General features: G+C 31.4%; 17 protein-coding genes. 11 read left to right on the top strand and 6 right to left on the bottom strand.

The window, feature by feature from the left end; genetic code table 11:
- Window positions 1-43: 43 nt before the first annotated feature.
- The 3 genes from NZD85_RS13005 to NZD85_RS12995 are packed head-to-tail and all read left to right on the top strand — an operon-like array spanning window position 44 to window position 2,949.
- Window positions 44-889 carry an MbnP family protein gene (locus tag NZD85_RS13005; RefSeq protein WP_260542227.1) on the top strand — a complete coding sequence of 282 codons (846 nt, stop codon included), beginning with the start codon at window positions 44-46 and terminating at the stop codon, window positions 887-889.
- 42 nt (window positions 890-931) lie between these two features.
- Complete coding sequence (locus tag NZD85_RS13000; protein WP_260542225.1) at window positions 932-1,972, top strand: cytochrome-c peroxidase; 1,041 nt, start codon at window positions 932-934, stop codon at window positions 1,970-1,972.
- A gap of 11 nt (window positions 1,973-1,983) precedes the next feature.
- The gene (locus NZD85_RS12995; protein WP_260542223.1) at window positions 1,984-2,949 is read left to right on the top strand and encodes a hypothetical protein; all 966 of its coding nucleotides are present in this window, start codon (window positions 1,984-1,986) and stop codon (window positions 2,947-2,949) included.
- A gap of 81 nt (window positions 2,950-3,030) precedes the next feature.
- Here NZD85_RS12995 and gcvT read toward each other — a convergent pair whose 3' ends face one another.
- Together gcvT and NZD85_RS12985 are read right to left on the bottom strand one after the other, a co-directional pair.
- The gene (gcvT, locus tag NZD85_RS12990; protein ID WP_171623259.1) at window positions 3,031-4,107 is read right to left on the bottom strand and encodes a glycine cleavage system aminomethyltransferase GcvT; all 1,077 of its coding nucleotides are present in this window, start codon (window positions 4,105-4,107) and stop codon (window positions 3,031-3,033) included.
- An 80-nt stretch (window positions 4,108-4,187) separates the two neighbouring features.
- On the bottom strand, window positions 4,188-4,550 hold the full coding sequence (locus NZD85_RS12985) for a hypothetical protein (RefSeq protein ID WP_260542221.1): 363 nt from the start codon (window positions 4,548-4,550) through the stop codon (window positions 4,188-4,190).
- A gap of 43 nt (window positions 4,551-4,593) precedes the next feature.
- Between NZD85_RS12985 and NZD85_RS12980 the strand changes: the two genes are divergently transcribed.
- On the top strand, window positions 4,594-5,268 hold the full coding sequence (locus NZD85_RS12980; RefSeq protein ID WP_260542219.1) for a YiiX/YebB-like N1pC/P60 family cysteine hydrolase: 675 nt from the start codon (window positions 4,594-4,596) through the stop codon (window positions 5,266-5,268).
- A 29-nt stretch (window positions 5,269-5,297) separates the two neighbouring features.
- Entirely contained in the window at window positions 5,298-5,618 is a 321-nt protein-coding gene (locus NZD85_RS12975; protein WP_260542218.1) for a hypothetical protein, read from the top strand.
- 195 nt (window positions 5,619-5,813) lie between these two features.
- On the opposite strand, the gene NZD85_RS12970 is transcribed toward NZD85_RS12975, so the two are convergent.
- The 4 genes from NZD85_RS12970 to NZD85_RS12955 are packed head-to-tail and all read right to left on the bottom strand — an operon-like array spanning window position 5,814 to window position 7,942.
- On the bottom strand, window positions 5,814-6,266 hold the full coding sequence (locus NZD85_RS12970; RefSeq protein ID WP_260542217.1) for a peroxiredoxin: 453 nt from the start codon (window positions 6,264-6,266) through the stop codon (window positions 5,814-5,816).
- A complete protein-coding gene (locus NZD85_RS12965; protein WP_225539777.1) occupies window positions 6,263-6,673 on the bottom strand; it encodes a 6-pyruvoyl trahydropterin synthase family protein in 411 nt (136 codons plus the stop codon). The genes NZD85_RS12970 and NZD85_RS12965 overlap by 4 nt, the downstream gene beginning before the upstream one ends.
- Window positions 6,674-6,685: 12 nt before the next feature.
- The gene (gene idi, locus NZD85_RS12960) at window positions 6,686-7,201 is read right to left on the bottom strand and encodes an isopentenyl-diphosphate Delta-isomerase (RefSeq protein ID WP_171623254.1); all 516 of its coding nucleotides are present in this window, start codon (window positions 7,199-7,201) and stop codon (window positions 6,686-6,688) included.
- A 27-nt stretch (window positions 7,202-7,228) separates the two neighbouring features.
- On the bottom strand, window positions 7,229-7,942 hold the full coding sequence (locus NZD85_RS12955; protein ID WP_260542212.1) for a biotin--[acetyl-CoA-carboxylase] ligase: 714 nt from the start codon (window positions 7,940-7,942) through the stop codon (window positions 7,229-7,231).
- Window positions 7,943-8,035: 93 nt separating this feature from the next.
- On the opposite strand from NZD85_RS12955, the gene rsfS reads away from it, so the two are divergent.
- The 6 genes from rsfS to NZD85_RS12925 all read left to right on the top strand — a co-directional run bounded on the left by rsfS (window position 8,036) and on the right by NZD85_RS12925 (window position 13,011).
- Complete coding sequence (gene rsfS, locus NZD85_RS12950; protein WP_171623252.1) at window positions 8,036-8,404, top strand: ribosome silencing factor; 369 nt, start codon at window positions 8,036-8,038, stop codon at window positions 8,402-8,404.
- A gap of 21 nt (window positions 8,405-8,425) precedes the next feature.
- Window positions 8,426-10,438 carry an ATP-dependent zinc metalloprotease FtsH gene (gene ftsH, locus NZD85_RS12945; protein WP_260542209.1) on the top strand — a complete coding sequence of 671 codons (2,013 nt, stop codon included), beginning with the start codon at window positions 8,426-8,428 and terminating at the stop codon, window positions 10,436-10,438.
- A 129-nt stretch (window positions 10,439-10,567) separates the two neighbouring features.
- Window positions 10,568-11,173: a hypothetical protein gene (locus NZD85_RS12940; RefSeq protein ID WP_171623250.1), complete on the top strand. Its 606-nt coding sequence runs from the start codon at window positions 10,568-10,570 to the stop codon at window positions 11,171-11,173.
- A 2-nt stretch (window positions 11,174-11,175) separates the two neighbouring features.
- A complete protein-coding gene (locus tag NZD85_RS12935; protein ID WP_260542207.1) occupies window positions 11,176-12,024 on the top strand; it encodes a phosphatidate cytidylyltransferase in 849 nt (282 codons plus the stop codon).
- A complete protein-coding gene (locus tag NZD85_RS12930) occupies window positions 12,021-12,671 on the top strand; it encodes a phosphatidylserine decarboxylase family protein (protein WP_171623248.1) in 651 nt (216 codons plus the stop codon). The genes NZD85_RS12935 and NZD85_RS12930 overlap by 4 nt, the downstream gene beginning before the upstream one ends.
- A gap of 85 nt (window positions 12,672-12,756) precedes the next feature.
- Window positions 12,757-13,011 carry a hypothetical protein gene (locus NZD85_RS12925; protein WP_171623247.1) on the top strand — a complete coding sequence of 85 codons (255 nt, stop codon included), beginning with the start codon at window positions 12,757-12,759 and terminating at the stop codon, window positions 13,009-13,011.
- Window positions 13,012-13,019 lie beyond the last annotated feature (8 nt).

Below are 13,019 nucleotides of genomic sequence, written 5' to 3'. Positions count from 1 at the left end.
TTGGAAAGCATTTTTATTCAAAAAAATTAAAACAAATATCAAAATGAAAACAATTAAATATTTTCTCCATTTATCATTTATCGCATTATTTACTTTATTAACTTCTTGTAATACAGACGATGATGATTTCTCTGAAATCAATTCAACAGAAACAGGTAAAATTCAATTAAAGTTTGAAAATGGATTTGATAATTTAGGAGGAATTGTTTTAGATCAAACAACACAAACTTCATCTAACGGGCAGAAACATAAATTCACCATGTTAAAATATATTATTTCTAACGTTACATTAATTGACGAGAAAGGAAACGAATTTGATTACCATAAAAATGACCCTGATAAAGGTGCTTTTGTTGTTAATCAAGATTCTGCAATAGCAAATGTGGTTTATTTAAATTTAGATGATATTCCACAAAACAAGTACACTAAAGTACGATTTGGACTTGGTGTATCACAAAAAGCTTATTTATTAGGTCAAACTGGACAGGCTACTTTTTGGGAAATAGCCAAGAAAAATGGAATGACTTGGGCTTGGGCTGCAGGTTATGTTTTCTTTAAAATAGAAGGTTTTTATGGTAAAAATACACCTGATACATTCTTCCTAACTCATACAGGAAATATGGGAGATATTGACAAAAATAATGTACCAGATCTGTACCGAGAAGTCACGTTAGATTTACCAACTTCTGCGCGAGTGACTTCTAAAATTAAACCATCTATTCATATTATGGCAAATTTGAATACGTATTTAAGTGGTGATCATCAATTAACATTAGATGAATCTAACAACAATGTAATGGGGTCTTCCAACTTTGCTCAATTGGTTACAGATAACATGCAAAAGATGTTTCGAGTTAGTCATGTACACAACGATCAACAATATCAATAATGTTCACAGCGGTGTTTAAAAACACCGCTAAATTCTATCACAATGAATAAAATTATAACAATTATACTGGGGATATTCATCTTATTTAGTTGTAATGACGATGATATTGATTATGGTCAAATTGTAGATGAACCTTACCAATTAGAATTCCCTTCTTATTTTCCTCAACTAACCTTTGATACGGATAAATATCCACTCACTAAAAATGGAGTTGAATTAGGGAAAAAATTATTTTATGAAGGTCGATTATCTCGAAACAATACAATTTCGTGCGCTTTTTGTCATATTCAGGAAGATGCATTTACCCATCACGGGCATCCTGTCAGCCATGGAATTGATGATCGAGTAGGAATTCGAAATGCTCCACCTATTCAAAACTTGGCATTTCTAAATCGGTTTATGTGGGATGGCGTGATTCATGATTTAGCTCAACAACCAATTTCACCTATCACAGCTGAAGAAGAAATGGATAGCACTTTCCCCGAAATCATTAAAAAACTCTCCGATGATGCTAACTACCGAAATATGTTTAGAAATGCTTTTGGAGATGATCAAATTAATGCCAATCGAATTCTTAGTGCTTTAGGACAATTTATGGCTTCTGTGGTTTCAAAGGATTCCAGATACGATCAATTTTTGAGGAAAGAAATAAATTTAACTGAAACCGAAGGTAAAGGGTTACAACTCTTTCAACAAAAATGTTCGAGTTGTCATAAAGGTGCTCTTTTAACGGATGAATCTTTTCGAAATACTGGAATGTATTATAACAAACAACATAAAGATGGAGGGTTGTATCGCGTCACATTAGATTCTGCTGATTTTATGAAATTTAGGGTTCCAAGTTTACGTAATATTGAAATGACTAAACCTTATATGCATGATGGTCGTTTCTATAGTTTAGAAGCTGTTTTGGACTTCTACTCGGATGGTGTACAAAATAATCAACATTTGGATCCTCAGCTTAAACAAAATGGTCAAATTGGAATACCTATGACCGATCAAGAAAAAAAGGCAATTATTGCTTTTCTAAAAACATTAAACGATTACTCTTTTATTCATAATCCTGCTTATGCAGAATTCTAAAAACTATTCAAATGAAAGTCTATATAAATCTAATTTTAGCTCTAATCATTTTTCCTGTTTCATTATTAGCACATACAGATAATGATTCTATCTTAGTGTCTTCTCCTAATGAATTAGAATTAGATTGTGATGCTTGCGGTTGTTCAGCAACTTCAACTTCCAATGGAATTGAAAACCTTATCAATTCAAACTATATTGGTGTTCGATACCTTCATCAATATTACAAAGCCAAAGAAGATGCTTTTTCTACTAAACGTACGCAGAAACAACATTTCAATACCATTTTATTATGGACGAGAATTCCAATCAATTCTAAAATCGATATCAATGCGAGTATCCCTTATCATTTTCATCAAAAAGATGGTGAAAACTCAACCTCTATTTCTGGTATTGGCGATTTGAATATGATGGGGATTGTTAAAATTGTAAATTCCAATTCGAACTCGAACGAATTAAAACATGGATTAAGTGCAGCAGTTGGCGTTAAAATTCCTATTGCAAAATTCGATCAAAAAAATGCTCAAACAACCAATCCAAGTTTTCAATTAGGTACAGGAAGTTGGGATACTCAATTTGGTTTAAATTATCAACTAACGTATAAAAATTCGGCTATACAATTGGTCACAGATTACAATTTGAAAGGAGAAAATAAGAACAAATATAAGTTCGGAAATCAATGGAATCAATTGATACAACTGCAACATCTTTTAGTAAGAAATGACAATAAGTTTCTTGGAAAAATCGGTTTCCAAAACGAACTTTATAATAAAAATGAACAATTTGGAGAATCTATTCCTAATTCGTCTGGAAATGCTCAATTTGTAAAATTAGGATTGGAAGCGGCTGTTCAAAAAATAAATTTTGGAATAGAATATTTTCAACCTTTACATTCTAATCTAAATTCTGGAGAAATTGAAGTGAAAAACAGAATAGGTTTCTTTTTAAATTATAATTTATTTCAATCTAAAAATCAATAAAATCCAATAAAAAAATGTGATTTAATAAAAAAAGCTTTCGAATATCTCGAAAGCTCTTTTATTATTTTAAAGATTTTCTATTTAAACAAAAGGTGTTTTAACAACTTCTGCTAATACATTTTTATCACGAATTTGGATTCTAATTGTTGTACCAACTTTCGCGAAATCTGTATGAACATACGCCAAACCAATCCCTTGTTTCAACATCGGAGATTGCGTTCCAGAAGTTACGATACCAATTGTATTTTCGTTATCATCAACTACTTTATAATCGTGACGAGGAATTCCTCTTTCAATCATTTTAAATCCAACCAACTTCTTCTCCACTCCAGCTTCTTTTATTGCGCTTAGAATATCCGAAGAGATAAAATTTGTATCCAATTTCGTCACCCAACCTAATCCTGCTTCAAATGGATTTGTATCATCGTTGATATCATTTCCATACAAACAATATCCTTTCTCTAAACGTAACGTATCGCGTGATGCCAATCCACAAGGTTCGATATCAAAAGACTGACCTGCTTCCATCACTTTATCCCACATTTCGTTAGCTGCTTCATTTGCGAAATAAATTTCGAAACCACCAGAACCTGTATAACCAGTTGCTGAAATTATTACATTGTCAATTCCTGCAAATTTTCCTACAACAAAATGATAAAAAGGAATTTCTGCTAAATTGATATCTGTTAACGCTTGCATAGCTTCGATTGCTTTTGGTCCTTGAATCGCTAACAAAGACATTTCATCTGATTTGTTTGTTAACTCAGCTCCAAACGTATTGTGCTTGTTCATCCATTCCCAATCTTTATCGATATTAGAAGCATTTACAACTGCTAACCATTCGTCATCAGACATTTTATAGATAATCAAATCATCTACAATACCTCCTTTTTCGTTTGGCATTGCATTATATTGCGCTTGACCAATCGCAACTTTCGTTACATCATTCGTCAATAAATGTTGTAATAATTCTGTTGATTTCTCTCCTTTGATAAAGAATTGTCCCATGTGAGAAACATCAAAAACACCAACTTTTTCGCGAACCGCAAAGTGTTCTTGGTTAACACCTGCGTATTGCACTGGCATTTCATATCCAGCAAAAGGAACCATTTTCGCACCTAAATCTTTGTGCTTTTGGTTTAATGCAGTTACTTTCATTGTTTGTTTGCTTTGAATAAGTTTATAATTCTCCCAAAAATAAGGAAATAATTGTTAGGAAAATTTCTTAAATACTAAGTTTATCTAATTTTATGAATAATTTTCAAATCTCCTTTAGTTGCTTTATAAGGCTCAAAACGCATTATTGATTTTCCTTTACCAAATTTGTTCATAAACTTTTCGTTTATCTGACCTGATAATTTTTTAGGTTGACAACCTTCGCAAGGAATAATCAAAATAGTATCGTTTACGTTTCCTTTTACTTTTACAATTTCGTACGAATAATCTTTATCCAAACGAGAATTTATAGTATTTTCAATTGGTCGATCAAAGCTTTTTACAAAAAAAACTTGACGATTTTTATTGCTACCAATAATAATTGCGATACCAACTAAAATCAATAAAACGACAATTGATAGGGTTAAAATTTTTTTAAAGTCCATCTTTTTGGTTAATTCGTAGTTTAAAAGTAATAATTCATTCCGAATGAAAAAAATATTCATTTTATTTCCTATCTTTTTAGTCCTATTTACATTGACTATGAGTAGTTGTACAAAGGCGAAAATTACGACAGAAAAAAAGCATGTATCCATCAAAAATATCCAAAATGGAGATTTAATCTTTGTTGGAGCACTAACCGAAGAACTTTCGGGTGCAATAAGTAGAGCAACAAAAATTTCGGATCAAACAAATTTTGATCATGTTGGATTAATTGAAAAAACGACTGATTCTATTTTTGTTTTGCATGCTGCACCAATGGGCGGATCGCAACGCGAAGAAATTCATCATTTTTACAACGCGCAAACAGAAAAGAATAATCAAATTGTTATTTATCGTTTAAAAAAAGAAGTTCAATCAACAATTCCGAATGCAATTGTAAAAGCGAAAACCATGTTAGGAAAACCTTATAATTGGTTGTATATTTTGAATGACGATGAATTATATTGTTCAGATTTTGTGGAAAGAGCTTTTCGTGATGATCAAGTTTTTGAATTAATTCCTATGAATTTCAAAAATAAAGAAACTGGAATAATAGACGATTTTTGGGTTAATTTTTATCGTAAGAAAGGAAAAGAAGTTCCACAAGATGAACCAGGAACAAATCCAAATCAATTGGCAACTTCTGAAAAATTAATTCGAATTGGGGCGTTGAAATTATAATTCATTTTAAAATAATTTAAACTTAATTAATGAAAAATTATAAAAAACTATTGGATAAATCAATCTGTCTAATTCTTGAAAATACAAATAAAGAAAATGATATTCAAGTATTATATGGCAAAGTCTTAATCGATATAAATGATTCATACTATTTTACAGATGATAAATCTGAGATTTATTTAACTCTTGAAAAAGAAGATTTAGAAAATGCTAAAGAAATAACTTCCGCAGATAAAAAAGAACATGAAATATTTAAAAACTCTGATTATTCTATTTGGATTATCGTAAACATTATCGAAATTGATGAAGCGACTAATGACATGAAAAAAACTAATATGAAATGGGAATAATCCCTACTTTTACCAGATGAAGCAAAACATCATTTATTCTGTTCTATTTTTTTGTGTCTTATTTGGGCTAAAATATTTTTTCGATAAAAGCGACATGCAATCCATGTTGATTAGTTCGGGAATTGGTACGGCAATCTTTTTTATTTACCGTGCTATAATTAGACAAAAATTATACAAACAAAAAGACCAAGAAAACTAATTTCCTTGGTCTTTTTTTATTGCGTTCATTGCTTCTTCTATATGCAGATTTGCTGTATTAGAAACGATATGTTTAATTAATTTTCCTTGTTTATTAAAGACAAATGTTTCGCGTGGCGTAATCAGTCCTAATTTCTTTTTGATTCCCAATAACTTTGTCAATTTTGCACCTTTATCAGAAAGTAGCGGAAAGTTAAGTTGATGTTTGGTATAAAACTTTTCGTGAGAAGATGTTGATTGTCCATTAATCCCGACGACAACAGTATCCAATGCTTTAAAATCTGCATTCACATCTCGGAATTGACACACTTCTTTGGTACACATTGGCGTAAAATCCATTGGGTAAAAAAACAAGACAAAATATTTTTTGTATAAAAATTCGTCCGAATTAAACCAATTTCCTTTGTTATCTTCCAACGAAAAAGTTGGGATGTGATCACCTATTTTCATTCGCCTGTATATTCTACAAAATTACGCGGAGTTTCGTATAAAGTCACTTTCAATTCTAAATCTGAAGATAATTTTGCACGAATTTTATTCCATATTAAAATCACAATATTCTCGGCTGTTGGATTTACATTTTTGAATTCTTCGATGTCTACATTCAGATTTTTATGGTCTAAATAATCTTCCACTTCAACCGCAATGATTTTTCGTAATTCATCTAAATTCATAACAAATCCTGTTTCTTGATCAACTTCACCTTTCACCGCAACAATAATTTCGTAATTATGTCCGTGATAATGGGGATAAGAACATTTTCCGAAAACTTGAAAATTTTGTTCCTCGCTCCAATTTTTATTAAATAATCGGTGGGCAGCGTTAAAATGTGCTTTTCTGTTGACAGTAACTTTCATCTGGTATAATTTTTATTCTTCGATATAGGAAACGTAATGTTCAAAAATAATTTTGAACCAAGCGGTATAATTTTGAGGATTTTTTTCCATATCCTTTTTCAAATCATCCAATTCAACCCAACGATAAGCCATCACTTCTTCTGGATTCAATTTTGGGTCTTCATCAAATGTGCCGATAAACACATGGTCCAATTCATGTTCGATCAAATCGTTTTCTAAATGAGCTTTGTAAATAAAATTAAATTTATACTCTAATTCACAATCAAACCCCATTTCTTCTTGCAATCTTCTATGTGCTGCTTCTTCGTATGTTTCGTTATCACGCGGATGACTACAACACGTATTGGTCCACAACGTAGGCGAATGATATTTACTTGCAGCTCGTTGCTGAATCATCAATTCACCTTTCGAATTGAATACAAAAACAGAAAATGCCCGATGTAACAAACCTGCGACATGTGCTTGTTGTTTTTCCATCAATCCTAATTTTTGATCATCTTGATCAACTAAAACTACAAATTCTTTCATGTAACAAAAATAACCTTTTAAATAGGATTAAAAAAGAAGTTCGATTTCTTTGTGTTTAAATTCTCTTAATTCTTGATTGATCTCAATCAGTAAATTTCCTGCCTCATTTACATCCAAAATGGTTCCTTCAACTAATTCACCATCTACTCTAAATGTTGAAATTTCATCTTTTCGAAATAAATTATCTAAATAGGTTTGATGTATTTTTTCGAAATTCTTGTGTTCTAAGTCTCTATATTCTTGTTCAAAAAAATGCATTAAATCTGACAAAATTTCCTCAATGTCATATTTTTTGTCAGTTACTTTACAGATTGATGTAGCTTTTGGTAAGTGATTAAAATCAGTTTGATTAACATTAATTCCTATACCAATTATAGAATTCATCACTTCATTTGATCGGTGATTTTCGATTAGAATTCCACAAACTTTTTTATCCTTCAAAATGATATCATTTGGCCATTTTACGTTAGTTTTCGGATGAAATTGTTTTAAAAATAGACAAATAACATTTGAAACCCATTGATTAAAATAAATTAACTCTTGAAAACTATAATCCGTTTTCAGTAAAAAACTAAAGGTCAAATTTTCTCCTGCCACAACTTTCCATTCATTCCCAGCGTAACCTTTTCCTTTTGTTTGATTTTTAGCATGTATGACAGTCCAACTATTGGCATCTTTTTTGGACAATTCGACCAAGAACTCGTTCGTATTAGGCAAAGAATCAAAACTAATTAAATACATTTTTTTTACTATTTTTAAAGAGTGGTTAAAGTTATTTTAAAAAGTTTAAACTTTAATAAGGATTCACTAAATTTGCGAATTACAAAATAAAAGATGATAGATACTCAATATACAAAAGACTTGCTAGATAGCATTGTTGATGGAATTACAAATGTGAAAGGAGAAGAAATTACGATTTTGGATCTTCGAGAAATTGAAAATGCAATTTGCCAATACTTTGTTATTTGTACAGGAAATTCTAACACTCAAGTTAGTGCAATAACAGGTTCTATAGAAAGAACTGTAAAATCTGAAATGTCAGAAAGACCTTTTCATGTAGAAGGAAGACAAAATAACCAATGGGTTTTAATGGATTACACAAATGTTATTGTCCATGTTTTTCAAAAAGAATACAGAGAATATTACGATATCGAAAGTCTTTGGGGTGATGCTGTAGAGACACGTATCGAAATGGAATATTAATCATAACTGAAACCAAAAAAATTGAAAAAAAATAATTTTAAACCTTCGGGATTTAATCCTACATGGATATATGGTATTATAGGATTATTGCTGATTGCCTTTTTATTATTTTCTGATAATATTGGAGGTGTAGGCGGAACTACTAAAAATATTGACCGTACTACATTCCTTACTTATGTAGAAAAAGGCTATGTTAAAGAGGCAGATTTAGAAAAAGAAACAGGTCGTGTAAGTGTTTACTTAACAGAAGAGGCCTTGAATAATGAAGAATTTAAAAAGTTCAAAAATACAAAGGAAAATTTAAATCCTTTTGCAACAGGAGCTCCAAACTTAACTTTTAATGTAGCAGATGCTGGAAATTTTGAAAAAGATTTTTACGAAAATGTTGAAAAAAGTCCAAATAAAACTGCAAAACTTAATACACTTGTATCAAACGGTTTTGGAGGATTATTTATGAATCTTTTCATTTCATTAATTTTCTTCGGATTAATCTACTTCTTACTATTCAGAAGAATGGGTGGAGGTGGATCTACTGGCGGAGGTGGCGGAATCTTCTCTGTGGGTAAATCTAAAGCAAAATTGTTTGAAGGTGATGATCACATCAAAACAACTTTTAATGATGTAGCTGGTTTAGAAGGTGCCAAAGAAGAAATAGAAGAAATTGTAGAATTCTTAAAACACCCAGATAAATTCACAAAATTAGGTGGACGTATACCAAAAGGAGCCTTATTAGTAGGACCTCCAGGTACAGGGAAAACCTTATTAGCAAAAGCTGTTGCAGGAGAAGCAAAAGTTCCTTTCTTCTCATTGTCAGGATCAGATTTCGTAGAAATGTTTGTGGGAGTTGGTGCATCTCGTGTACGTGACTTATTCAAAAATGCAAAAGAAAAATCTCCGTCAATCATCTTTATTGATGAGATTGATGCAATTGGTCGTGCACGTGGAAAATCAAACTTTACAGGATCTAATGACGAACGCGAAAATACATTAAACCAATTATTAACAGAAATGGATGGTTTCGGAACAGAATCTAACGTAATTGTAATTGCTGCAACAAACCGTGCCGATGTATTGGACAAAGCCTTAATGCGCCCAGGTCGTTTTGACAGAATTATTCACGTCGATTTACCTGAATTAAACGAACGTAAAGAAATCTTCGCGGTACATTTACGTCCTTTAAAATTAGGTGAAGATGTTGAAATCGAATTTTTAGCGAAACAAACACCAGGTTTTTCTGGAGCAGATATTTTCAATGTTTGTAACGAAGCTGCTTTAGTTGCTGCTCGTAAAAATAAAGAAGTAGTTGAAAAACAAGACTTCTTAGACGCTGTAGACCGTATTATCGGCGGTTTAGAGAAGAAAAGTAAAGTAATCAAACCATCTGAGAAAAAACGTATCGCTTATCACGAAGCTGGTCACGCAACAATCGGTTGGTTAACAGAACATGCTGCACCTTTAGTTAAGGTAACTATCGTTCCTCGTGGACGTTCATTAGGAGCTGCTTGGTATTTGCCAGAAGAAAGACAAATTACAACAACAGAACAATTGTTAGACGAAATGTGTATGACAATGGGTGGTCGTGCTGCGGAAGAAGTTGCTTTTGGTAATATTTCTACAGGAGCGTTAAGCGACTTAGAAAAAGTGACAAAACAAGCCAATGCAATGATTAGTATTTATGGTCTTAATAAAGAAATCGGAAATGTTTCGTACTACGATTCTTCTGGGCAAAACGAATACGGATTCAGTAAACCATATTCTGAACAAACAGCTCAAGTTATTGACAAGGAAATTAAGAAAATGATTGAAGAGCAATATGTAAGAGCAAAAGAAATCTTAGATATTAATCGTGATAAAGTTGACTTATTGGCTCAAAAATTAATTGAGAAAGAAGTTATTTTCAGAGAAGATTTAGAAGAAATCTTCGGCCCAAGAAAATATGTCAGCGAATTAGATCAAATGGAAGAGAAAGATGAAAAAACTTTCGAAACTGAACCGCAACAAGTAGTTCAACCAGAATCTGGAAATGATATTTAATCAAACCATATAATTTTCAAAAAAAATCGCCTATTTAAGGCGATTTTTTTTTACTTCTTATTATATTGTTAAAAATTATTACCTTTAGGGTAAATTTGTATTAAACCCGTACAAAAATTATACATTCCCATGTGGAAAGCAATTAAAAACCTACTTAAAAAAGCGACAGAGAAATCTGAAAATATTGACGATGATAATCATATTGATTTATTTCATCCCAATTTTTCTGAAAACAAAATTTCTATGGACGAAGTTTTTGCTACAAACTTCAACGCTGGTGGTGGTCATTTTTTATTCTGTGATAACAATCAAGAAGCTTTTCAAAACTTAAAAGAAATCATCAATTACGAAAATGTAACCGAATTAATTTGTCTTGATCCGAAACTTCAAGAGATGTTAACAAATAATCAGATTCCATATGTAGAAAACCCATGTGACTCGCGTTACACACTTAGTTTTCTGAATTGCGAATTCTTAATTGCGTTTGATGGTAGTATTATGTTATCTGCACATCAAACTTGTGGTAGAAATATAGATGATTTTCCATCAAATTTTATTATCTATGCACGCCCATCTCAATTAGTAGAAAATGTTGGGGCGGCATTACAAAAATTACGAACATTAAAAAAAGACAACCTTCCATCTAAAATAACTTCTATTCGCGGGAAAAACATGCACAAATTTCCTAATATACAGAATGCGAAGAATATTTATTTGTTGTTGGTTGAAGAATAGCGATGAAAAATTTAGCAATTAGAGCTTTCTCGGGACTTATATATGCACTTATTATATTTTTCGGAACAACAATACATCCAAAAGGGTTAATCGTCTTAATGATGGTTTTCGGACTTTTTTGTTTGTACGAATTCTTTAAAATCACAAACCTTACCAATAAACTTTACAAATTAGGAGCTTTGTTAGCTGCATTAATTGTTTTTGGTTATTATGGAAAAGAGTTTTTAGAAGCCTTCGAAACATCTAACCATTATTATTTTCACTTAAGAAGTTTATATTTCATTATACCTGTTTTATTTGTTTTTAGCATTTATGTTATTTTCAAATCTACAAATGAGTTATTGAATGATTTTGGAAAAGTTACTTTGGGTTTAACATACGTTATCGCTCCTTTTGCTGTCGCACTAACCTTACCAAGTTTTGATTATGCTTTAGGCGAAAAGGTAATGCATTACGAAGTTTTCTTTGTTTTCTTATTACTTTGGTGTAGTGATACATTTGCTTATTTGACAGGAAACTTAATCGGAAAACATAAATTAGCACCAAAAATATCGGGAGCTAAGACATGGGAAGGATTTTTTGGAGGAATCGTTTTTACGTTAATAGCTGGATTTTTGATTCAGAACTATTTTGGAGATAACTTACATGGAAATTGGATGATTATAGGTTTAATCGTTGCTGCATTAGGTCCAGTAGGAGATTTAACAGAGTCTAAATTGAAACGTTTTTTCAATGTAAAAGACAGTAGCAATTTAATTCCTGGTCATGGTGGTTTTTTAGATCGATTAGATAGTTTTATATTTGTCGTCCCATTTGTTTATTTGTATTATTTATTCGTATATATTTTATGAAACTTCACAGAGAAGGAACAGCAATTTTGATCGGTTGCTTAATTTTATTTGCAATCGCTACAGGAGTATTAAATTACTTTTTCCCTGTTTATGGCTTTTATTTTGCCTTGCCTTTATGGATACTTTACGGCTTTATCGTTTGGTTTTTCAGAAATCCAATTCGAGAATCAGACTCATCTGAAAACTGCGTTATTGCACCTGTAGACGGAAAAGTTGTTGTATTAGAAGAAGTATATGAAAGTGAATTTTTGAATCAGAAATGCATTCAATTATCTATTTTCATGACACCACTTAATGTACACGTTACACGTTATCCAGTAAATGGAAAAGTCATTTATTCAAAATATCATCCAGGAAAATTTTTAGTTGCTTTTCATCCAAAATCATCAGAATTAAACGAAAGAACAACGGTTGTAGTAGAAAATGCTGACCATACAAAAATTCTTTTTAGACAGATTGCTGGTGCTGTTGCGAGAAGAATTGTTTGTTATAGTAAAGAAAATGACACAGCTGTTGCTGGTAAAGAATACGGTTTTATCAAATTCGGTTCACGTGTTGATATCTTTTTACCACTTGATACAGAAATCAATGTAAAAGTTGGTGATAAAACAAAAGGCGGAATTCAGAAAATTGCACAATTGAAATAAATCAGTTAGTTGAACTCAATGTTTTTAACTAATTTTGTCAAAACAATATATTAATCATATACCCATACAATAAATTTTGTACGTCATGAAAAAATTAATTCTTTTAGTAGCTGTTGCTGCATTTGCTACTTCTTGTAACTCTAAAGCTGGTGGTAACCACGCTGTACTTCCTGTAGTTCACGAACCTGCTACTGCTGAAGAAATGCATCATAAAGCTGAAGCTCCTCATGAAAAACATGAAGAAGTAGTTGAAGAAAAACAAGAGGAAGTGAAAGATTCTACAAAAACTGTAGAAACTCCGAAAGTTGAGAAAAAAGATACTTTAAAAGCTGAACAATAAGATTCAGC

The organism is Empedobacter stercoris, from assembly GCF_025244765.1.
Classification (GTDB): Bacteria; Bacteroidota; Bacteroidia; order Flavobacteriales; family Weeksellaceae; genus Empedobacter; species Empedobacter stercoris.
This window is presented reverse-complemented; position numbering and strand designations above follow the sequence as displayed.